The following is a 19,705-nucleotide window of genomic DNA, read 5'->3' as shown; positions in this document are numbered from 1 at the left end:
CGATTTCAATCCCGGGAATCGATGAACTTCTACGAGAATCCCTATCACACACCGTTCGATATCGCGTGACGATACCTTTTGTATCGGCTCCCGAATGGCCACTATGGAACTCAGCGACGAACAGACGGCCATTCGCGAGACGATCAGGGAGTTCGCACGCGAGGTAATCCGACCGACAGCGCTCGAGGCCGATCGAGACCAGTCGTTTCCCGAGGAGATCTGGGACGGGCTTGCCGACCTCGATTTGACGGGGTTGACGGTGCCAGCGGAGTACGGTGGCTACGACGCGGACCCGGTCACGGCCGCGATCGTCAACGAGGACGTGGCCTACGGGATGCTCGCGGTCGCGACGGCGCTGTCGGTCCACTCGCTCGCGACGTCGTGTCTCGCCGAGTTCGCCAGCGAGTCCCAGCGCGAGCGGTGGCTCCCCGACATGGCCGAGGGTCGCCCCGTCGGTGCCTTCGCCCTCTCGGAGCCACACGCCGGCTCGAACCCGGCCGAGATGACGACCGAAGCCCGCAAAGCGGGCGACGAATACGTCCTCGAGGGCGAGAAACAGTGGATCACGAACGGCGAGCGTGCGGGCGTCTACATCGTCTTCGCGAAGACCGACCGTGACGATCCGGACTCGGTTACGCAGTTTCTCGTGCCCGGCGACGTGGATGGGCTCGACGTCGGCGAACCCGAGGACAAACTCGGCCTACGGGCCAGCGACACGACGAGTCTCACCTTCGACGACGTTCGGATTCCCGCCGAAAACCGCTTGACTCCAGAAGGCGACGGGCTCTCGGCGGCCTTTCACATTCTCACCGGCGGCCGCATCGCTATCGCCGCCCAGTCGGTCGGGCTCGCCCAGTCCGCGTTAGACGAAGCGATCGCGTACAGTCAGGAGCGCGAGCAGTTCGACGGTCCGATCGCCGACATCCAGTCGATTCGCCACACACTCGCCGAAATGGCAACCCGAACGAAGGCGTCTCGGCTTCTGACGCGGGAAGCCGCCCGGAAGCGCGCCAGTACGGAATCCGGCGGCGCTGCCCTCGAGGCGAGCATGGCGAAGTACTTCGCGAGCGAGACGGCCATGCACGTGACCAACGAGGCCGTCCAGATCCACGGCGGCTACGGCTACGTCAGCGAAACCGACGTCGAGCGCCTCTACCGGGACGCCAAGATCACCGAAATCTACGAGGGGACGACCGAGATCCAGCAGACGGTGATCGCGCGGGAACTGCTCGAGTGAGTCGAATCGTCTACAGGCGGAGCAGGCCGAGTGCCTCGGGATCAAGCCCCGAGGCGGTTCACGCGTCGGCCGTTGCCGAGTCGCGTTCTTCGAGCCGATCGGACGCCTCGAGTTCGTCGCGCGAGGCCTGGAGGTGCTCGATCGCGTGGAGTTCGATCACGGGAACGACCTTTGCGACCCCGAGGAAAAACAGCACGACCATTCCGGTGGTTCCGGCAAGTGAGAGCCACTCGATCGCGCTCGGGAAGTATTCGCCCGGCGTCGCCGCGTAAAGTTCGAACTCGGGATGGAGAAAGCCTTCGACGACGAAGAGTAGCTTCTCGAGCAGCGTGGCTGTGAGCACGGCGAACGCGGCGACGACCGCTCGTGTCTTCGTAAACAGCGACGGTCGGACCGTCTGTGCGAAGATGTACGTAAGCGTCGCGAGGACCAGCACCATCGCGGTGATGTAGACCGGGTGTCCGAGAGTAGCCTCCTGTGCGATGGCGGTGCTGACTGGCCCAGCGAACAGACCGGTGACGTTCTGCTGGAGTTGGAGCCAACAAAAGAGGAGACAGAAGAAGCCGAGCCACAGTAGCAAGCCACGGAAGACGTCGTCGGTGATGATGTGATCCCAGCCGTAGGCCCGCCGGAACGCGTAGGCGACCACGATGACGCCGCTGATCGCCGACGTCAGCGCGATGGTCAGAAACTGTGGTCCCTGCACGGCGCCAAACCAGGCCGGCATCGACGGAAGGACGGCGAACAACCACGGAATCACCCCGCCGTGGAGCAGGAGTGGTGCCATGATGATGATCGCGAGTGCGAGCCACCAGACCATCCGCTCGACGATTTCGTCTTCCGCTTTCGTATAGCCGAGCGTCATGACCATGTAGACGGGCTCGAAGCGGTCGGGCAACTGCTCACGCAGTCGCGTAATATCGTAACGAAGCGTGAGTGCGAGATAGGTCGCCGTCAGCACGAAGTAGGCCGTGATGACCGTCACGTCCCACACCAGCGGCGAGTTATTGACCGTGATGTGGTAGTGGCCGAAGATGCTCGTGACCATGCGATCGGGCCGACCCATGTGGACGAGAATGTAAAATCCTGCTGCGGAGAGGCCAGCGAGGGTGAGTAACTCCGCGAGACGGGCGACCGGCATGTATCGATCCATGCCGAGCAAGCGAACCGCTGCCGAGAGGATGATCCCCCCGTGGGCGATCCCGACCCACCAGATCATCGCGCCGATGTACAGCCCCCAGGTCGCACCGCCGCCGGATCCCCAGTCAGAGAGTCCCGTGACGACCATCCCTGCTCGGAGCTGATACCCCCACGCGAGGACCCAGACGAACAAGGCCACTCCAGCAACGGCGAACGCGAGATAGAACCACTTGGTCGTCCGTTGCATCGGACGAAGGATATCCGCCGTCGTCGGTCGCTTCGTGCTCATCTGTGTCCCCTCCACGTGTCCGACCGGTGACTGCTTCTGGTGGCGGCGGTACTGATCTCCATTGCGGTTCGAGCACGATCGATCGACCCGAGCTGACCGAACGTTCGGTTCATGACTGACCGAACGTTCGGTCGCGCATTAAACGTTCGGGATGACTTTATGCCGGCCCCGACCGAACAACCGGTCAGGATGACGACGTTCGAGGAGCCATTTATCGACCCGGCGACGAGCACGGAGGAGATTTTCAGAGCGACGTACCTCGTTCTCCGCGACCACGGCTACGCGGGCGTCTCGATTCAGCGGATCGCCGACCGAACGTCGCTCAGCAAATCGACCATCTACTATCATTTTGACGATAAGTACGACCTGCTCATGCAGTTCTCCGAAGAACTGCTCACCTGGTATATCGATCAGTTGGTCGTCGACCACGAGGGCGACGCTCGAGCCAGCCTCGATCGGCTATTGGATCTCCTCTTGCTGGGCGAGACTGCCGACGGCGTCTGCTTCGAATCGGTGTTTGCACCGGGGTACGTGGCGACGATTATGGAGATGCGTGCCCAGGCGGTCCGCAATCCCGAGATGCGCGAGTACGTCAGTCGGACCGACGCGATGATTCGGAATCACTTCGAGGCGTTGCTCGAGGCCGGGATGGACGACGGATCGATCCGAGAGATCGATTCGGAGACGGTTGCCAGTATGCTCTTTCTTCTGTTCGAAGGTGCACTCTTGCTCCGGTCGTGTGAGGACGATGTCGAGTGGTTGACCGCCGTTCGGAAGCCGGTGGATAGCTACCTCGACCGATAATCTACTCTCGATCCCGTCGGTCCCAGCCGCCGCTATGACGGCTGTGACCGAAGTCACTATTCTTCCACGGACCGTACTGCACCGCGTGACTAGCTACGACGCTGTCGTCTACGATCTCGATGGAACCCTCGTCGATCTGGCAGTCGACTGGGGCGCCGTCGCGGCCGATGTCCGCGAGGTCTACGTCGACGCCAACGTCGACCCGCCCGGTAGCGGTCTCTGGGACATGCTCGAGGGAGCGACCGGCTACGGCGTGGCAACCGAGGTCGAAGCGGCGATCGCCGCCCACGAACGTGCGGGGGCCGAGACTGCACCGCGACTGGCACACGCCGACGAACTCCTCGAGCGGACGGTGCCGGTCGGCGTCTGTTCGCTCAACTGCGAGGCGGCCTGTCGGATCGCACTCGAGACGTACGATCTCACCCACGCGGTCGAGGCGGTCGTCGGCCGCGATACGGTTCCGGAACGTAAACCGGCGCCGGAGCCCTTGCTCGAGACCGTCGATCGTCTCGAGGCCGAGCCGTCGGACACGCTCTTCGTCGGCGATTCCGAGCGTGACGAACTGACTGCGCGTCGGGCGGGGACAGATTTCGAGTACGTCGGCGACGGGCCAGCCGATGTCTCGTAGCGCCCCGACTCGAGCTACGTCTGCGCCCGCTTTGCGTACAGGAAGACGGCGATCGCCGTCAGCAACCAGACGGGTGCGCCGACCCGGATCGCAAACTCCGCTCGAGCGCCCCAGGACGGCAGGTCGGCGGTCGTCGACAGGAGTGCCACCAGCGGTGCGCCGACGAGGATGGTTACGACGAAGGTCGTCTGCATCACCCAGCCGTAGTCGACGCCCTCCGGATCGCTCGTTTCGACGGGTTCTGGCACGGTGGTGACTCCAGACGCGGTCGTCTTAAACGCCGCGGGTTTGGGATAGTCGTCGATCAGTTCTGTGGTATCCGCTCGCCGACCACTCGTATCGGTGGCTACTATACCGTCCGAGGTCCAACGTCGATCCATGACGACCGTTCGGGATCTGGGAACGAAAGCGGGCGAGGAACCGATCACGATGTTGACCGCCTACGACGCGCCGACGGCGGCGATCGTCGACGAGGCCGGCACCGATGTCATCCTCGTCGGCGACAGCGTCGGGAACGCCTCGCTCGGATACGAGACGACCCTCCCCGTCACCGTCGAAGACATGGCCCGCCACGTCGGCGCGGTCTCGAGGGCGACCGACGAGGCGCTGGTGGTCGCCGATATGCCGTTTCTCTCCTTCGGCGTCGACGAAGCCGACAGCCTCGAGAACGCCGGCCGGATGATCAAAGACGCCGGCGCGTCGGCGGTCAAACTCGAGAGCGGCCCCCACACCGTCGAGTTGACCGAGCGGATGGTCGAACTCGGCATTCCGGTAATGGCCCACCTCGGGCTGACACCGCAACACGTCAATCAGTACGGTGGCTACCCCCGCCAAGGAACCGATCAAGACGCCGCAGAGCGAATTCTCGAGCTCGCTCGCCAGCACGAGGCGGCCGGTGCGTTTTCGCTGGTCCTCGAACACGTCCCCGCGAACGTCGCTGCCGACGTCACCGACGCCGTCGAGATGCCGACGATCGGGATCGGTGCGGGACCCGACTGCGACGGACAGGTGCTCGTCGTCGACGACGCGATCGGGTTGAGCGAGTGGTCACCGTCGTTTTCGAAACAGTTCGGCAACGTCCGCGAAGAGATGGAAACTGCCGTCGCCGACTACATCGATGCCGTCGAATCCGGCGAGTTCCCGGCCGACGAACACAGTCACGAGGCCGACGATCTCGAAGACATCTACTGAACTGTCACCGGTGGATGCGGTTCCGAGGGACACACAATATTATTGTGATAATATATCATAAGGAACTACCACACGTTTAGCGACAGTGTTTACATACCACGACGTGTGTGATTCCATCGAAACACCGACCCATGACCGACGCACAGATGACGCGATTCGCAGTACCCGACTCCGCGCCGCATCGTTTGTCCACACTCCAGCACGTGACCGTCGAGACTGGCGACGATCTCGCCACGTGTACGATGTTCCCACAGGACCACACGGCAGCTGTCGCGACGGAGTGGCTTACCGCCAACAGCGAGTCGTTCGTCTCGCTCGAGGACGCACGGTAGCGGTCGATTTGGCCCCTCGCGGTTGTCCCGCTCGATCTCAGATCGTTTCCGCGAGAAAGTCGTCAACGAGTTCGTTGAAGGTATCGGGTTGCTCGAGCATGACGAGGTGGGCGCTATCCTCGAGGGCAACCCACGACGCCCCGTCGATTTCGTCGGCGAGAAACTCGTGATACCACGGTGGCGTGAGTTGATCGTTCTCACCACAGATCGCGAGCGTCGGGATGTCGATATCCTCGAGACGGTCACGAACGTCGAACCGGTGGCAGGTACGAAAGTCCCGTCGCATCACCGCTTGGCCGGTCGTTTCCATCATCGCCATCGATCGCTCGCGAAGCGACGGATCGGGATCGGCGAAGAGTCGCCCGGGGGCGTGCAGGAACGCCAGTGCACGCTCGAAGTCCTGCTCGAGCCAGACCAACAGATCGTCGAGAACGCCGAGTCGCGCGCCGGTTCCGGTGAGGACGACGGCCTCGGGATCGAAGTCGCGCTCGAGCAGGATGTGTAAGACGACCGCGCCGCCGAGAGAACTGCCGACGAGGACCCGTGCATCCGTCTCTTCGACGACGGCGAGGACGTCGTCGGCGTAGGCCGAAAGCGTTGCATATCCGGTGTTGGCGTCGATGTCGCTCGAATCACCGTGTCCGCTCAGATCGAGCATAACGAGCGGGTACCGATCCGCGAGTTGTTCTTGGGCGCGCCAGATGTCGGCCGTGCCACCGCTGCCGTGAATCCAACAGACTGGTAGCCCGTTGCCGCCGCAGTCGATCACCTCGTAGGCCGTCTCCCGTCCGTGGTGTGGTACCGTTTCCATACGTGTCTACACGAGGGGTTTACGTATAAAGACTCGAACCGGTCGCTCGGTGACGGCTGGATCAACCGCCAGCGAGGTGTGAACTGCGAACAGTCTCCTCTGCCCACTACCCGACGCCGTCTGTGGGTTTTTTGGCGAAAGATATATATACTTATAACCCTAACCTTGGGTTAGTTACAAAATGACTCTCGACAATATCGTTCACTCGGAGGACGCACTAGTGCGGCGGTACCAGTACGACGACCGGACGGTTCTGGCCGTCGATCTCGGTCCAACGACGGAACCCTCGGTCGACGTGGTCGACGACACCGTGATCGTCGTCGTCGATGACGACCAGTACGAACTGGATCTACCAGTCGACGCGAACGACGCGCACACGTTTATCAAAAACGGGGTCCTCAGTATCGAGACGGAGGCTGCACGATGAAACTTACCGTCAAACCCTTGAAACAGAAAGACGCGGGCCGCGGACTGGCCGCGATCGATCGCGCCTCGATGCGCGAACTCGACCTTGAGAACGGCGATTACATCGTCATCGACGGCTCGGGTGAGAGCCAGGCCGTCGCCAGAGTCTGGCCCGGCTATCCCGAGGACGAGAACCGCGGGATCGTTCGTATCGACGGTCGACTGCGACAGGAGGCAGATGTCGGTATCGACGATCGCGTGACGATCGAACCCGCCGACGTCAAGCCGGCCAAATCCGTCACCGTCGCGCTCCCCCAGAATCTTCGGATCCGCGGCGATATCGGCCCGCTCGTCCGAGACAAGCTCTCCGGGCAGGCGGTCGCGGAAGGGCAGACGGTACCGTTCTCGCTCTCCTTTGGGCCGATGGCCAGCTCCGGCCAGTCGGTCCCGCTGAAGATCGCGAGTACGAGCCCGAGTGGCACCGTCGTCATCACGGATTCGACGACCATCGACATCTCCGAGACGCCGGCCGAACAGGTCAGCGCCGGCGGTCCCGCCGCATCCGCTGAAGGTGTCCCGAACGTCACCTACGAAGACATCGGCGGTTTAGACGACGAACTCGAGCAAGTTCGCGAGATGATCGAGCTGCCGATGCGCCATCCCGAACTGTTCCAGCAGCTCGGTATCGAACCGCCGAAAGGCGTCCTCCTGCACGGGCCACCGGGCACCGGGAAGACGCTGATGGCGAAAGCCGTCGCCAACGAGATCGACGCGTACTTCGAGACGATTTCGGGCCCCGAAATCATGTCGAAGTATTACGGCGAGTCCGAAGAGCAACTCCGCGAAGTCTTTGAGGAAGCCGAGGAGAACGCGCCCGCGATCATCTTCATTGACGAACTCGACTCGATCGCGGCCAAGCGCGAGGACGCCGGCGGTGACGTCGAACGTCGCGTCGTCGCCCAACTCCTCTCGCTGATGGACGGCCTCGAGGAGCGGGGCCGAGTCACCGTCATCGCGGCGACCAACCGCGTCGACGATATCGATCCCGCACTCCGACGCGGCGGTCGCTTCGACCGAGAGATCGAGATCGGCGTCCCCGACAAGGACGGCCGCAAGGAGATCCTGCAGGTCCACACCCGCGGGATGCCACTCGAGGAGTCGATCGACCTCGATCACTACGCCGCCAACACTCACGGCTTCGTCGGGGCCGATCTCGAGAGCCTCGCTCGCGAGAGCGCGATGAACGCACTGCGGCGGATTCGCCCCGAACTCGATCTCGAGGAAGACGAGATCGACGCCGACGTCCTCGAGTCACTGCAGGTCGACGAGAGCGATGTCAAGGAAGCGCTCAAGGGAATCCAGCCCTCGGCGATGCGGGAAGTGTTCGTCGAGGTCCCAGACATCACCTGGAACGATGTCGGCGGCCTCGAAGACACCAAAGAGCGCCTGCGCGAGACGATCCAGTGGCCGCTCGATTACCCCGAGGTCTTCGAACAGATGGACATGGAGGCTGCCAAGGGCGTCATGATGTTCGGGCCGCCGGGAACCGGAAAGACGCTGCTGGCCAAAGCCGTCGCCAACGAGGCCGAATCGAACTTCATCTCGATCAAAGGCCCCGAGCTGCTGAACAAGTACGTCGGCGAGTCCGAGAAGGGTGTCCGCGAGATCTTCGAGAAGGCACGGTCGAACGCCCCGACCGTGATCTTCTTCGACGAAATCGACTCGATCGCGACCGAGCGCGGCCGCCAACAAGGTGACTCCGGCGTCGGCGAACGCGTCGTTTCCCAGCTACTGACCGAACTCGACGGGCTCGAGGAGTTAGAAGACGTCGTCGTCATCGCGACGACCAACCGGCCCGACCTCATCGATCGCGCCTTGCTCCGGCCGGGGCGACTCGATCGACACGTCCACGTCCCCGTCCCCGACGAGGACGGCCGCAAGAAGATCTTCGAGGTCCACACCCGTGACAAGCCACTCGCCGACGCGGTCGACCTCGAGTGGTTGGCCGGCAAAACCGAGGGCTACGTCGGCGCCGACATCGAGGCCGTCTGTCGCGAGGCGTCGATGGCCGCCAGCCGCGAGTTCATCAGCTCCGTCGACCCTGAGGAGATGCCAGACACCATCGAGAACGTTCGCATCAGCACGGACCACTTCGAGCACGCCCTCAAGGAAGTCAACGCGAGCGTGACTCCCGAGACCCGCGAGCGTTACGAAGATATCGAAGAGGAGTTCCAGCAGGCCGAACCCGCACAGGAACAAGACCAACTCGGCCGGACGTTCCAATAACGGCCCGTCTCGGCGTCGAAGGCGTCAGAAACGCCGTGCTCCCGATTTTTGTCGCTCGTCCTCGAGTGCTGTCTCAACCGCACACCGTCTCGTACGGACTGCTGTACCGATTACCGGCGGTGAGTCGAACTGTGTGCAACGAGCCTCGGTCGAGGAGCGACGCGAGTCGACCGGCGCACCTGCGAGCCGTCTTGCGGGTGCGCCGAAAATGACGGACAGTAAACCGTCTCAGTCGTCACACCGCGGCGTCGCGACCGTCGCATCGTCGGCGAGGTCTGCAAGCACCTCCTCGGCGTGGCCCTCCGGCGTGACGCCCTCGTAGACGGCTTCGATCGTGCCGTCGGCCCCGACGACGTACGTGTTCCGAAAGACGCCGTCGAACGTGTTTCCGAACATATGCTTCTCGCCGTATGAGTCGTACAGCGTCGCGACTTCGCCCATCTCGTCGGAGAGGAGATCGAATCCGAGATCGTACGCTTCGGCGAAGTCCTCGAGATCCTCGATCGGATCGTCGCTAATGCCGACGATATCGACGTTGTGATCGTCGAACTGTGGTTTCGCGTCGTCGAATGCGCACGCTTCGGTCGTACAGCCGTCGGTGTTCGCACGTGGGTAAAAGTACACTACGAGGCGGCCGTCAAAATCGGACTGGCTGACGAGGTTCCCGTCCTGATTTGGCAGTTCGAACTCCGGTGCGTCGTCGCCTACGTCGAGCATAGCCGTGTGTTAGCGACGACCACCGTATGTATTGCGGTTTGGAATCGATCACCATAGCCGACTTTCCCGGTTTCTGTCTCGTTACTCGAGGCGTTCGGCGGCCTCGCGCTCGAGCAGCGGCGTCGCGTTCTCCTCGGGTAAGGTGACGACGTCGTCGGTCGCGAGGCTGTACTCGCGGGCGTCGACGCCGAGTATCGACCCCAGGTCCTGGGTGATCTTGACGGTGACTCGGTCGACGTCGGCTGTCGTAGCGTCGGTACCAGCCGGTTCACCATCGGCGGTCGAGTCGGCCCCTGTCGACGGGTCACCACCGAGCGCCTCGTCGGACGCCGACCGCTGGTCCGTCGGCTCCCGCTGGCTCGAGTTGCGATCCGACGGTTCGTGGGGACGGTCCTCGCCTGACTCGGCTGGCGGGGAATCGTCGGCGCCACTGCCCATCGCAGCTGCGGGCGAGAGCCCGCTCGAGCCGTCGGCTGTGGGCGGGTCTGAATCTGCAGGCGCGTGATCGGGCTCGGGTGGCGCGGCTGTCGGCTCGGGTTCTGGCTCGGGTGGCGTTGGCGCCGGCTCGGGGTCGGACGCGAGCGACTGGTCCGCGGTCGGATCGGTCGCGTTGCCGTCGGATATCCGTTGCCCATCGGCAGCCGCCTCGACGGCGTTGCCCTCGAGGACGTCGAGCACGCGGGATTTGTTCGAGCCGATTCGGTCGACGAGATCCGCAAACAGATCCTGCTCCTCGGCAGTCAACCCCTCGTCGTTGGCCGCCATTCCAGCCGCCGCGAGACTCGCCTGTTTGACGAGTTTCCCCATCCGACGCTCGTAGACGGCCTCGACGACGTCTTTGGCCGTCTCGATCTCGTCGGTGAGCTGGCTTACTTCCGGCGAGGAGAAGGGATCGTCGACTTGCTCGGCGACGCGGTCGCGCTCGTCCTCGAGGTCGGCGATGTAGTCGCCGACCTCCTGATAAAAGGAGGGGCGAAGGTTCTGGAGGCTGTCTTTCTTTCGCTCCTTGCTCTGGACCGAGCGCAACTCGTCTAAATTCATTCTTTCTCCTTTTCAGCTCTGCCCCGTGCCATCAGGAACACGGCAACGTACTCCGGGAGTGACTGGTCGCCCTCCGAGACTGTAAAGCTATCTCCTCCGAGTTCGACCGGCCCCCCGTCGGTGATGTCGACGGCGATCTCTTGGCCGTGAAAGGTGTCGGGGACGGCGTCGACGAGCGGGTCGAAATCCGCGATTTCGCCACGGCCGAGACGCACCGTCTCGAGCCCGCTGCCGCCGTGCAGAGAGCCCGGCAGTCGGATGAGTCGGTTCGTATCGGTCGTCACCGGCTCGTCGATCGGGGCGTTGTCCCGCTCGACGGCTCGGCTGGCGAAGCGTTCGGCTAGTTGGGCGACCGCCGTGTGGACCGTGACGTTGCCCGCCTCGAGGCCCTCGCGATTCGTCCGGGCGGCGTTCAGCGTCGCCTTGGCTTTCCCCTCGCCGATGCCGTCGAACGCCTGCAGGCGCGCGATGGCATCGTCGTCGTCCATCGCGAGTAACTCGTCGACGAACGCCATGAAGTGGTCGTGCGTTCGCCTCCCCCAGCCACCCTCGATCTGGAGGGTTCGTCGCTCCGTCGGCGTCTTACGACCTAACCCGGCGACGGTTTCGGTCTCGATCAGGTGCTCGAACTCGAGTCCGATCCCTCGAACGTAGTCGACGATCTCGCGTCGATGCTCGCGCGCTAGGTGCTGTACGCCGTCGTCGCGCACGTGAACGTGGTATCCGCGACCACCAGAGAAGACGATCTCGAGCTCTTCAAAGCCGAAGTCGTCTTCGAGAAACTCGAGCAGCCGACCGAGGGCGCCTTTACATTTGGCGAGCATCTCGGCGTAGGAATCTTCGCCGAGCGTGACCGACGGGAGGTGGTCGGCGTCGAGATCGAAGACGAGGTCGGCGGACTGCCAGTCTTTCTCGTGCATCGAACTCGCGCCGGGATCGCGAAAGCGCCCCGCCGAAAAGTAGACGTGGCGGGGTCGCTTGCGGACGAGAAACTCCGAGAGATCGCCTAACTCGAGGAGCGATCGGTGGCGAACCATCGTCGTATCCGGGCCCTCGGTCCAGGGAATAAAGCCCCACTCGCGCTCGTTGGCCGCTGGTGGTGGCGTAATCTCCGTCCGACGGTAGTGATCGCGAAATCGCCCTCGAAGATAGGCCCTCGTTCGCTCCTCCATGCGCTCGAGTAGTCGTGGGTGGGGGCGTATAATGGTGCCGAATGGTCGACTTCGAAACGGCTCGGCTCGATGGGGATGGAGGCGACCCGGCAACGACGTTACCGTCGCATCAGATCCGAGAGCCGGTCGGTGATGCCGATGTCGGAGCCGAGTTTCAGATAGTAGGCGTCGCCACCGTCCTCGTAGTAGTCGTCGATGCGACGTTTGATCTCGAAGCCCAGATGCTCGTAGAACTGGAGCGCGTTCTCGTTGCTCGTGCGGGCGTGACAGGTGATCGTCTCGTGATCGTCGGCGACGCGGGCGACGAGTTTCTTGCCGATACCCTCGCCGCGGCAGGTCGGGTCGACAGCCAGAAACAGAATGTAGCCGTCGCGTCGCACCGCCGCGAAGCCGATGAGGATGCCGTCCTGGTGATAACAGTGGACCTTCGAGCGGCGATACGCGTCGGTAAAGAAGTCGTGGCGTTGCTTGAGTACGCCTTCGCGGCGACTGATCTGCTCTTTGAGCTCCCAGGCGTCGTCGACGAACTCGTCGCTGCCCGGGGTAACGACACGACTGTCGATGTTGACGCTCACTACAGTCTGCTTATACCGTCGTCACTATAATTCCACCGGCGCCAGTTGCTGGAGAACGTCAGACGATCGAGAACAATCGATCCATTCGGAGCCGCCTCGAGTCGGCTGCTCGGACCGGCGTCCGCGACGAATCGACGAACATACCACCCCAGTCGACCTACGATGACGGGATGGGATACGAACTGCGCGACCACACGGCCGATATCGCGGTCGCGGCCACGGGCGACTCCCTCGAGGGGGTTTTCGGCGCCGTGGCCGACGGGTTCGCGGCGGCTTCCTGCGAGAGCGTTCCCGACGAGGGCGGCGACCGATTCGAGATCGCTGTCACGGCCGAGAGCCGCGAGGCGCTGCTGTTCGATTATCTCGACGACCTCGTTTATCAGCGCGACGTTCGCGCGGTACTTCCCGTCGACCATCGCGTGGACTCGATCGACGGACCGGCGGCGACCGGACCGACAGCAAGTAGATCGAAGGGGATAGCCACCGACGCCTGGTCGCTCGAGGCAACCGCACGCGGCGTTTCGCTGGCAGCGGTCACCGCCCGCGAAATCAAGGCCGTGACGTACTCGGAGATGCGACTCGAGCGGATCGACGAGGGGTGGGAAGCCTACGTCGTCTTCGACGTGTAGTCGCCGGACCGAGTGCCGTTCTACGCCTGCACTGCAGGGTCGAATAGCGCCGCCGCCGCCCGATCGGTCGACATCTCGCTGTCGCGGCTGCCGACCAAGCTTATTTGCGGTCGCTGGTGGTAGCGGGGTTCGTGACTCGAGTTGGCCGCGGCCGCTCTCCGGGGCTTTTCTGCCCTGCGGTGCTGGGGATGGTGTGTGCTATCGCTCTGTTCGTGGCGGCGGCGACATCCGCTCGCGCCCACGAGGAGTACGTCGTCGACGAAGAACGAGACATCACACTTGGGGAATTCGTCGGGACAGCGCTCACCGATCCGTTCGTCGTCGGCCCGCTGATCGCCGGCACAGTCGCCGTACTCGCAGTGATCGGACTCTATCTCTCCGTTCGGCCGTTGCAACGAGATATCGCGGCGTTTCGCGCTGCCATGCGGGAGTACACCGCGTACGTTCCCTGGCTGTTGCGGATCTCGCTCGGCATTCCGCTGATCGGGGCCGGCTTTAGCGGCTATTTCATCAGCCCCGCCCTCGAGGTCGACCTCCGACTGCTGCAGGTCGGCCTCGGCTTTCTCCTGTTGTTCGGACTCGCGACGCGGGTCGTCGCCATCCTCGCGCTCGCGGTCTACCTCGTCGGGGTAGTGATCTGGCCGACGCTGCTGTTGCAACTCGAGTTCGTGGGCGGTCTGGCGGCGCTTGCCGTCCTCGGAAGCGGGAAGCCGAGCGCGGATCACGTCCTCCAGCGGATCGCTGGGACGACGGGAACCGCCTACAGACGGTTCGACCCGGTTCACACGCGTTCACGAGCGTTCCAGAATCGAATCGAACCCGCCGAACGGTATCTCCCGACGGTCGTTCGTCTCGGACTCGGCGCGACGTTCATCTTTCTCGGCGTGACCCAGAAGCTGCTCCAGCCAGGGCTCGCACTCGCCGTCGTCGACCGATACGAGCTCACCGCGGTCGTCCCCGTGAGTCCCGAGCTCTGGGTGCTGGGGGCTGGACTGGCCGAGGCAGGGCTCGGTACCGCGCTGGTCCTCGGACTGTTTACGCGGGCGAGTGCCGCGACGGCGATCGCGATGTTCACACTGACGCTCTTTGCACTACCCGACGATCCCGTCCTCGCTCACGTCGCGCTGTTCGGGATGGCCTCGGTGTTGCTCATCACCGGCGCCGGCCCCTACGCCCTCGACGATCGTCTCGAGCGTGTCGCGGCCGAACCGGGAGCGACGGTCGGTGAGTGACATCGGTCCGCCGGTCGGTGCGTAGCCCAGCCCGCGAACCTACAGCAAATCGCGACTCTCGACGTGATAGACGAGGATGTCCTCGAACGCCTCGAGATAGGCATCGGCATCGACGGAATCGATATCGGCCGCAAGTTGCTGTGCCTCGTCGTACTCTCGTTGCCACCGTGCGAGGAACTGATCCTCGATATCGCTCTCGCGGATGGCATCGACGACCGGGTCGACGGTCTCGCCTGTCGGAGATCGTTGTAGTGCCCGTAGCTGGTCGATCGAGACGATGTCGGTCTCGAGTGCGCGGACGACGACGCCGGAGATCGGGTCGCCTTCGCTGAGTTCGCGTTCCCAGGTAACCAGCCAGTTGCAGATGCGGCCCATTCGCTGTGTGCGATGGACCATCTCCCTGAGCGTCGCCAGTTCCGTCGGTTCGATCGCACCGGCGTTGACGAGATCGATGTCGGCGTAGAAACAGATCATCATGTTGTGAACGTCGTGGCGCCACAATCCGGCCTCGGAGACGAACTCGAGGTGATCGCTGACGATGGCGGTGTATCTGATCGCCTGGACGATCTGCTGGAGGTCGAACCACAGGAGATCGCCGAACTCGGCCAGTCGCGGACTGTCCGTGATCGCGTCGGTAAACGCCGCCCAGACATCCTCGAGGTATCGAACGACATCGGTGTCGACGCCGTCCCGTTCGACATCGACGGCGTACCGGTCGAACGGAATTTTCCCGGCTTCCTCGAACGTGGATCGATCGCCGTGTTTCTCCGCCAGGTCGTCGGCGACAGTGACGAACAGCGACGCGAGGAACTTTGCCTCCTGGACCTGTGGCCGGCGTCGATCCTCGACGGTCGAAAGGGTAAACGTCGGGAAGAGGTGGGCGAGCCACTTCCAGAGATACGGATCTCGACCGCCGAGGACCGCCTCGTAGGCCTCGAGCAACGGGCCGACCGATTCCGGAAGCGCGGCGTTTCGAACCGCTGCCACTGGATCGTCGGTGTCCGGAACGGGGGGTTCGATTTGGTGGGTCACTGGAGAAACTATCTTCGGATTATTATTTTAAATCTAACATGAAACAGTTAGGGTAGTGTTGAAAATAGCCAGTAATTGTGAGTGACGATCGACTACGGCGGCCGCGAGATCACGATTACCCCAACCCACGTGGCGTCGACGGTGATCGATGCTGTCGGTCGGAGCGACCAGCCAAACCTTTCTTCGTCCCGCCCGAACGAAGCGCTATGTCGGATGACGACGCTGGCGTGCACACGCTACCGATGACGATCGACTACGGCGGCCGCGAGATCACGATCACCCCCACGGTCGTCGAGACGGGTGGCGGACTCGTGTTGATCGACGTGGGTCCGGCTGGGATCGTCGACTCACTCCGAACACACGTCCGGGGCCTCGGCTACGACCTCGCCGATATCTGGTTGGTGCTATGTACCCACCACGACGGCGACCACGTGGGCGGACTCGCCGAATTGCTCGCCCACACCGACGCCATCGTCGCGGCCCATCCCGAGGAAGCCCCCTACATCACCGGCGAGCGCGAGCCGCTCAAGGGCGGCCAGTACGACACGGTCGCCGTCGACCTCGAGCTCACTGATGGCGCTCGCGTGGCGACGGCGGCCGGCCCGCTCGAGGTCGTCGAAACACCAGGTCACACGCCCGGCCACGTCTCGCTGTCCGTCCCTGCGGGCAACCTGCTGATCGCCGGCGACGCGCTCGTGGCCGACGGCGACGAGCCGCTCTCGGGGCCGAAACCCGAGTTCACTCCCGAGATGGACCAGGCGCTCGAGTCCGTCGATCGACTCGCCGCCCTCGAGATCGACCACGTCGTCTGTTTCCACGGCGGCTACGTCGACCGCGGTTCCGAGACGATTCGTGAGATCGGTGGTTGACGGCGTCTCGAGGAATCGTACGGTCTGCTGTAAGTCATCGCCCCAGCAACCGCGAACGGACTGTGGTTGCACCGGTACACAGTTACAGCAGACCGTATCAGTCGGGGGCTTCGAAGCGGAATTGTCATCGGGCTCGAGTCCCAACGGGTGCCTAATGCGACTCGAACTTCGCGTCTGTCAGCACTGTCTCGAGGGCGACCACGGCGCGTCCGAGCAGAAGTCGGCGCTGTTGCAGGATATGGTCGCGTGTGCCGAGCAGATCAACGCGCACAAGGATGTCCTCGACCTCGAGGAGGTCCACATTCGTCGGGTTCGCGACGATGAGCAGGGGAAGCCAGCGGCGTTGCCGGTCGTGGCGGCGACGATCCAGAACGATCAGATCGTCCTCAACGACACACAACTCGTCGCGGAGGGCCAGGACGGCAACATGTTGCTGTACGCGAATCTCGACGACATCGTGACGGTACTTGCTGGCAATATCGACGAGATCAACAAAGCCGTCCCCGGCGACGTGACCGTCGATCTCTCGGAGCCAAGCGCACAGATTATCTCCAACGCGGACCTCGGCGCGGACATCAACAAGCAAACGTAGCGAGGCTACCCCCTCGACGAACGGCTGGCGACCCCAGGAATCGAACGCCCGTCACTGCCACACACTCGTATCGACAACCGCCCCAATCCAGTAGCCGCGGTGATACTGGTTAGCATAGCGTTTTTCCGGTGATCGCCGCACCCGATCGACTGGCTGCGGTGATCGCCGGCCAAGAGCGACCCCAGTCCGTACAACGGGTCACGAACTCGAGCCGGTGCCCACTCTCGACTGCGATTGGACATCTCGGTTGCGAACGAGCAGCCAGAGTCCAGCGAGGAAACCGAGAAGAAGGACGATCGAGAGGAGGCCAAACGCGAGCCGGTAGCCAAACTGCGTGTAGGCGACGGTTCCTTCGACGGTCTCGCCCGTCTGGTACGTATCGAGCGTGACGCCCATGATCGTCGGCAGGATCGTCGCACCCACGAAGCCGGCGGTGTTGACCGTCGCCGTCGCGACGCCGCTTGCCCCGGCCGGATACCGCTCTTTGACGACCGAGAGCGCCAACATCGCCGATCCGAACAGAAAGCCACAGCACAGGTACGCGACCGCGATAACCGCCACCGGTGGTCGACCGAAGACGGGGATCGTACTGAGTGCGAGACAGAATATCCCGATACCGACAGTCATCGGGAGGAGTCTGCGCGCGATCCTGTCGGAAAACCAGCCCAGAAGCGGCGGCCCCAGCAGCGTTCCGATCGACCCAAGCAGCGTGAAGTACGAGGCCGTCGTCACGTCCATCTCGTAGACGACAACGAGGTACGGCACACCCCAGAGACCAAGCAACGTCAGGATCGTCCCGTTGCCGGCGAAAAAGACCATCGACAGCAACCACTGATCGAGGTCTCGAGCGAGCGTTCGAAGATATTGCCACGTCTCTGCGAGCGTGACGGTCGGTTGTTCGGGCACGCCCTCGATCGGCTCGAGGCCGGCACTCGAGGGTGACTGTCGAGCGAGGACGAAGACAGCAGCGGCCGCGACGAACCCGAGGATGCCAAGGCTAGCGATTGTCTCACGCCAGCCGAATAGATTGACCGTCACAGCCAGTGGCGTCGTTGCGAGGATCGCGCCGAGTCCGGCGATGCTGCCGGTCAATCCGGTCATCGTGGCGAACTCGTCGGTCCGAAACCAGTTGGCACAGAACCGGAGGATCGAGACGAAGATGACGCCGCTGCCGAGGCCGATGAGCGCGCGTGAGCCAAACGCCGCGAGATAACTGCTGCTGAGCGCAAAACCGATCGCACCGAGACTGAGGAGCACGCCGCCGATCGAACCGACGTATCGGGGACCGAACCGGTCGGCGAGCACGCCGGTCGGGATCTGGATCGCTGCGTAAATCAGGAAAAACGAGGCGTGGAGCGTCCCGAGCTGTGCGGCAGTCGTCTGGAATCCCGTCGTGAGGTCCTCCGAAAGGACGGCCGTCGACAGTCGATGCAGGTTGACCAACAAGAAGACGGTCGCCAGCGCAGCCCACGCGAGCCACCGCCGTGTAGTCGAATCCGACAGAACGTTCACGCTGAGATCATTTCCGGGGTGTGGTCGTAAGCGTTGTGTCTACGGCTCTCGCTGGACAGCCGAGACTGCCAACACAACCGCTGGTAGTCGGTGCCGTCACGCGGTTGGATGACCGCTCGAGAGAACGAGCGAGCCGTTAGATACGGCCGACGTTTTCGACGCCGACGCTCTCGACGCCATCGACATCGGAGAAGTTCTCCTCGACGGTTTCCGTACCGCCGGAGCCGTCGGGAACGATCACGGTCGGGTAGAGCGCGGTGAGGCCGAACGCGACCTCTTCACGTTCGACGCCGTTGATCTTTGCGCCCTCCGGGAGCGCACTCTCGAGGCGCTCCTGGAGCGCGTCGAGGTCGATTTCGGGGCTGTCCGGCATGACCTTGATTTTTGCAGCGACTTTTCCCATGGTAGTAGTTAGGGGCCGGTAAATCCGCAGTCGGGACACTCGTAGAGGTTGCTCTGCTTGCGGCATTTGGCACAGCGGTAGATCTGTGCGCCGCAGTCTGGACATTTGAACGCGGCGGCGTTCGTGCCGGCGATGTTGATCCCACAGGAGACGCAGGATCGCGTGTTTCGGTCGTCCGTCGTACTCATATCCATCCCTTCCCGCCCGCCGTTTTTAACCGTTGTCTTTTGATGGTTCCACGGCAACCAAGCGCTAGACCGTCTGCGTGCGACGGCGTTCGTATTCAAATACCAACAAGTACTTATCGACGGGCGAGCCTCACTCGAGTACTATGTCCGTCCTCTCGACCGAAGACGAAGGGAAGTTCCTGATGGATGTCAGGGGCGAACAGATCGGGATCGTCACCGAGATCGACCCCATCGAGCAGGTCGCCTACGTCGACCCCGAACCCACCCTCACGAACGCATGGATCCAGAGTCTCGGCCGCGGCGACGCCGGCGAAGACGACCTCGAGATCCCCGCCGAAAACATCCAGACGATCACCGATTCGGAAGTTCGCGTCGACGCAGACCTCAGTAGCGACGCCTGACCGCGAAGCCGACCTCGAGTGACGCCGCCAGCCGACCTCGCTCTCGTACTTTCTGTCACCCGACACACCCCGGTATCCTGACGAGACGCCGATTCGTCGGTTATATCAGCGCATTTTCTGGGTCAGAAAATCCACTTCCGGGTCTTTTACCCCCCAGGTCGTCGGTTCGAGTGCGGCCTGCCAACGGCGTTCGTGCCCGACCGCCGAGGGCCGTGCCTC

The 19,705-nt window shown here is 63.1% G+C and carries 23 protein-coding genes; 12 read left to right on the top strand and 11 right to left on the bottom strand.

Going from position 1 to position 19,705, the window contains the following annotated elements:
* The first annotated feature begins 103 nt into the window (after window positions 1-103).
* Window positions 104-1,237 carry an acyl-CoA dehydrogenase family protein gene (locus tag D8Y22_RS14160; RefSeq protein WP_141465351.1) on the top strand — a complete coding sequence of 378 codons (1,134 nt, stop codon included), beginning with the start codon at window positions 104-106 and terminating at the stop codon, window positions 1,235-1,237.
* Between the two features lie 58 nt (window positions 1,238-1,295).
* On the opposite strand, the gene nrfD is transcribed toward D8Y22_RS14160, so the two are convergent.
* Window positions 1,296-2,666: an NrfD/PsrC family molybdoenzyme membrane anchor subunit gene (nrfD, locus tag D8Y22_RS14155; RefSeq protein WP_141465350.1), complete on the bottom strand. Its 1,371-nt coding sequence runs from the start codon at window positions 2,664-2,666 to the stop codon at window positions 1,296-1,298.
* 111 nt (window positions 2,667-2,777) lie between these two features.
* On the opposite strand from nrfD, the gene D8Y22_RS14150 reads away from it, so the two are divergent.
* Entirely contained in the window at window positions 2,778-3,470 is a 693-nt protein-coding gene (locus D8Y22_RS14150; RefSeq protein ID WP_141465349.1) for a TetR/AcrR family transcriptional regulator, read from the top strand.
* Window positions 3,471-3,555: 85 nt separating this feature from the next.
* A complete protein-coding gene (locus D8Y22_RS14145; RefSeq protein WP_141465348.1) occupies window positions 3,556-4,098 on the top strand; it encodes an HAD family hydrolase in 543 nt (180 codons plus the stop codon).
* 14 nt (window positions 4,099-4,112) lie between these two features.
* Here the strand turns inward: D8Y22_RS14145 and D8Y22_RS14140 are convergent, their stop codons facing one another.
* Window positions 4,113-4,346 (bottom strand): DUF5822 domain-containing protein, encoded by a 234-nt coding sequence (locus tag D8Y22_RS14140; RefSeq protein ID WP_141465347.1) that lies wholly within the window; start codon window positions 4,344-4,346, stop codon window positions 4,113-4,115.
* A gap of 130 nt (window positions 4,347-4,476) precedes the next feature.
* Here D8Y22_RS14140 and panB point away from each other — a divergent pair, with 130 nt between their 5' ends.
* Both panB and D8Y22_RS14130 read left to right on the top strand, forming a co-directional pair.
* Entirely contained in the window at window positions 4,477-5,289 is an 813-nt protein-coding gene (panB, locus tag D8Y22_RS14135; RefSeq protein WP_141465346.1) for a 3-methyl-2-oxobutanoate hydroxymethyltransferase, read from the top strand.
* A 131-nt stretch (window positions 5,290-5,420) separates the two neighbouring features.
* Window positions 5,421-5,621 carry a DUF7511 domain-containing protein gene (locus D8Y22_RS14130; RefSeq protein WP_141465345.1) on the top strand — a complete coding sequence of 67 codons (201 nt, stop codon included), beginning with the start codon at window positions 5,421-5,423 and terminating at the stop codon, window positions 5,619-5,621.
* A 37-nt stretch (window positions 5,622-5,658) separates the two neighbouring features.
* Here D8Y22_RS14130 and D8Y22_RS14125 read toward each other — a convergent pair whose 3' ends face one another.
* Window positions 5,659-6,432, bottom strand: coding sequence for an alpha/beta fold hydrolase (locus D8Y22_RS14125; protein WP_141465344.1), 774 nt, complete (start codon window positions 6,430-6,432; stop codon window positions 5,659-5,661).
* Between the two features lie 181 nt (window positions 6,433-6,613).
* On the opposite strand from D8Y22_RS14125, the gene D8Y22_RS14120 reads away from it, so the two are divergent.
* Together D8Y22_RS14120 and D8Y22_RS14115 are read left to right on the top strand one after the other, a co-directional pair.
* Window positions 6,614-6,859: a DUF7127 family protein gene (locus D8Y22_RS14120; protein ID WP_141465343.1), complete on the top strand. Its 246-nt coding sequence runs from the start codon at window positions 6,614-6,616 to the stop codon at window positions 6,857-6,859.
* Window positions 6,856-9,123 (top strand): CDC48 family AAA ATPase, encoded by a 2,268-nt coding sequence (locus D8Y22_RS14115; protein ID WP_141465342.1) that lies wholly within the window; start codon window positions 6,856-6,858, stop codon window positions 9,121-9,123. The genes D8Y22_RS14120 and D8Y22_RS14115 overlap by 4 nt, the downstream gene beginning before the upstream one ends.
* A gap of 228 nt (window positions 9,124-9,351) precedes the next feature.
* On the opposite strand, the gene bcp is transcribed toward D8Y22_RS14115, so the two are convergent.
* From bcp to D8Y22_RS14095, 4 genes are all read right to left on the bottom strand, one after another.
* Window positions 9,352-9,840 carry a thioredoxin-dependent thiol peroxidase gene (bcp, locus tag D8Y22_RS14110; protein ID WP_141465341.1) on the bottom strand — a complete coding sequence of 163 codons (489 nt, stop codon included), beginning with the start codon at window positions 9,838-9,840 and terminating at the stop codon, window positions 9,352-9,354.
* Window positions 9,841-9,921: 81 nt separating this feature from the next.
* Window positions 9,922-10,881 carry a DNA replication complex subunit Gins51 gene (locus D8Y22_RS14105; protein ID WP_141465340.1) on the bottom strand — a complete coding sequence of 320 codons (960 nt, stop codon included), beginning with the start codon at window positions 10,879-10,881 and terminating at the stop codon, window positions 9,922-9,924.
* A complete protein-coding gene (gene priS, locus D8Y22_RS14100; RefSeq protein WP_141465339.1) occupies window positions 10,878-12,053 on the bottom strand; it encodes a DNA primase small subunit PriS in 1,176 nt (391 codons plus the stop codon). Before priS ends, D8Y22_RS14105 begins: the two co-directional genes overlap by 4 nt.
* A 98-nt stretch (window positions 12,054-12,151) precedes the next feature.
* Window positions 12,152-12,628 carry a GNAT family N-acetyltransferase gene (locus D8Y22_RS14095; RefSeq protein WP_141465338.1) on the bottom strand — a complete coding sequence of 159 codons (477 nt, stop codon included), beginning with the start codon at window positions 12,626-12,628 and terminating at the stop codon, window positions 12,152-12,154.
* Between the two features lie 170 nt (window positions 12,629-12,798).
* Here D8Y22_RS14095 and D8Y22_RS14090 point away from each other — a divergent pair, with 170 nt between their 5' ends.
* Window positions 12,799-13,257 (top strand): archease, encoded by a 459-nt coding sequence (locus D8Y22_RS14090; RefSeq protein WP_141465337.1) that lies wholly within the window; start codon window positions 12,799-12,801, stop codon window positions 13,255-13,257.
* 188 nt (window positions 13,258-13,445) lie between these two features.
* Window positions 13,446-14,489, top strand: a complete 1,044-nt coding sequence (locus tag D8Y22_RS14085; RefSeq protein WP_141465370.1) for a DoxX family protein — start codon at window positions 13,446-13,448, stop codon at window positions 14,487-14,489.
* A 39-nt stretch (window positions 14,490-14,528) separates the two neighbouring features.
* Here the strand turns inward: D8Y22_RS14085 and D8Y22_RS14080 are convergent, their stop codons facing one another.
* Window positions 14,529-15,521: a hypothetical protein gene (locus tag D8Y22_RS14080; RefSeq protein WP_141465336.1), complete on the bottom strand. Its 993-nt coding sequence runs from the start codon at window positions 15,519-15,521 to the stop codon at window positions 14,529-14,531.
* Window positions 15,522-15,727: 206 nt separating this feature from the next.
* Between D8Y22_RS14080 and D8Y22_RS14075 the strand changes: the two genes are divergently transcribed.
* Window positions 15,728-16,390 carry an MBL fold metallo-hydrolase gene (locus tag D8Y22_RS14075; RefSeq protein WP_141465335.1) on the top strand — a complete coding sequence of 221 codons (663 nt, stop codon included), beginning with the start codon at window positions 15,728-15,730 and terminating at the stop codon, window positions 16,388-16,390.
* 154 nt (window positions 16,391-16,544) lie between these two features.
* The gene (locus D8Y22_RS14070) at window positions 16,545-16,982 is read left to right on the top strand and encodes a hypothetical protein (RefSeq protein WP_141465334.1); all 438 of its coding nucleotides are present in this window, start codon (window positions 16,545-16,547) and stop codon (window positions 16,980-16,982) included.
* A 198-nt stretch (window positions 16,983-17,180) separates the two neighbouring features.
* Here the strand turns inward: D8Y22_RS14070 and D8Y22_RS14065 are convergent, their stop codons facing one another.
* From D8Y22_RS14065 to D8Y22_RS14055, 3 genes are all read right to left on the bottom strand, one after another.
* Window positions 17,181-18,494: an MFS transporter gene (locus D8Y22_RS14065; protein WP_141465333.1), complete on the bottom strand. Its 1,314-nt coding sequence runs from the start codon at window positions 18,492-18,494 to the stop codon at window positions 17,181-17,183.
* A gap of 136 nt (window positions 18,495-18,630) precedes the next feature.
* A complete protein-coding gene (locus D8Y22_RS14060) occupies window positions 18,631-18,897 on the bottom strand; it encodes an elongation factor 1-beta (RefSeq protein WP_141465332.1) in 267 nt (88 codons plus the stop codon).
* An 8-nt stretch (window positions 18,898-18,905) separates the two neighbouring features.
* On the bottom strand, window positions 18,906-19,085 hold the full coding sequence (locus D8Y22_RS14055) for an HVO_2753 family zinc finger protein (RefSeq protein WP_141465331.1): 180 nt from the start codon (window positions 19,083-19,085) through the stop codon (window positions 18,906-18,908).
* A gap of 143 nt (window positions 19,086-19,228) precedes the next feature.
* On the opposite strand from D8Y22_RS14055, the gene D8Y22_RS14050 reads away from it, so the two are divergent.
* A complete protein-coding gene (locus D8Y22_RS14050; protein WP_141465330.1) occupies window positions 19,229-19,486 on the top strand; it encodes a hypothetical protein in 258 nt (85 codons plus the stop codon).
* The last annotated feature ends 219 nt before the right edge of the window (window positions 19,487-19,705 follow it).

It is taken from the genome of Salinadaptatus halalkaliphilus (assembly GCF_006543045.1).
Taxonomy (GTDB): domain Archaea; phylum Halobacteriota; class Halobacteria; order Halobacteriales; family Natrialbaceae; genus Salinadaptatus; species Salinadaptatus halalkaliphilus.
The sequence above is the reverse complement of the archived record's forward strand: the minus strand, read 5'-3'. Positions and strand labels throughout refer to the sequence as shown.

Bases quoted from the DNA above. Each gene is read 5' to 3' on its own strand.
- D8Y22_RS14160 (WP_141465351.1), top strand. From the start codon at position 104: ATGGAACTCAGCGACGAACAGACGGCCATTCGCGAGACGATCAGGGAG.
- nrfD (WP_141465350.1), bottom strand. From the start codon at position 2,666: ATGAGCACGAAGCGACCGACGACGGCGGATATCCTTCGTCCGATGCAA.
- D8Y22_RS14150 (WP_141465349.1), top strand. From the start codon at position 2,778: ATGACTGACCGAACGTTCGGTCGCGCATTAAACGTTCGGGATGACTTT.
- panB (WP_141465346.1), top strand. From the start codon at position 4,477: ATGACGACCGTTCGGGATCTGGGAACGAAAGCGGGCGAGGAACCGATC.
- D8Y22_RS14130 (WP_141465345.1), top strand. From the start codon at position 5,421: ATGACCGACGCACAGATGACGCGATTCGCAGTACCCGACTCCGCGCCG.
- D8Y22_RS14125 (WP_141465344.1), bottom strand. From the start codon at position 6,432: ATGGAAACGGTACCACACCACGGACGGGAGACGGCCTACGAGGTGATC.
- D8Y22_RS14120 (WP_141465343.1), top strand. From the start codon at position 6,614: ATGACTCTCGACAATATCGTTCACTCGGAGGACGCACTAGTGCGGCGG.
- D8Y22_RS14115 (WP_141465342.1), top strand. From the start codon at position 6,856: ATGAAACTTACCGTCAAACCCTTGAAACAGAAAGACGCGGGCCGCGGA.
- bcp (WP_141465341.1), bottom strand. From the start codon at position 9,840: ATGCTCGACGTAGGCGACGACGCACCGGAGTTCGAACTGCCAAATCAG.
- D8Y22_RS14105 (WP_141465340.1), bottom strand. From the start codon at position 10,881: ATGAATTTAGACGAGTTGCGCTCGGTCCAGAGCAAGGAGCGAAAGAAA.
- priS (WP_141465339.1), bottom strand. From the start codon at position 12,053: ATGGAGGAGCGAACGAGGGCCTATCTTCGAGGGCGATTTCGCGATCAC.
- D8Y22_RS14090 (WP_141465337.1), top strand. From the start codon at position 12,799: ATGGGATACGAACTGCGCGACCACACGGCCGATATCGCGGTCGCGGCC.
- D8Y22_RS14085 (WP_141465370.1), top strand. From the start codon at position 13,446: ATGGTGTGTGCTATCGCTCTGTTCGTGGCGGCGGCGACATCCGCTCGC.
- D8Y22_RS14075 (WP_141465335.1), top strand. From the start codon at position 15,728: ATGTCGGATGACGACGCTGGCGTGCACACGCTACCGATGACGATCGAC.
- D8Y22_RS14070 (WP_141465334.1), top strand. From the start codon at position 16,545: ATGCGACTCGAACTTCGCGTCTGTCAGCACTGTCTCGAGGGCGACCAC.
- D8Y22_RS14060 (WP_141465332.1), bottom strand. From the start codon at position 18,897: ATGGGAAAAGTCGCTGCAAAAATCAAGGTCATGCCGGACAGCCCCGAA.
- D8Y22_RS14055 (WP_141465331.1), bottom strand. From the start codon at position 19,085: ATGAGTACGACGGACGACCGAAACACGCGATCCTGCGTCTCCTGTGGG.
- D8Y22_RS14050 (WP_141465330.1), top strand. From the start codon at position 19,229: ATGTCCGTCCTCTCGACCGAAGACGAAGGGAAGTTCCTGATGGATGTC.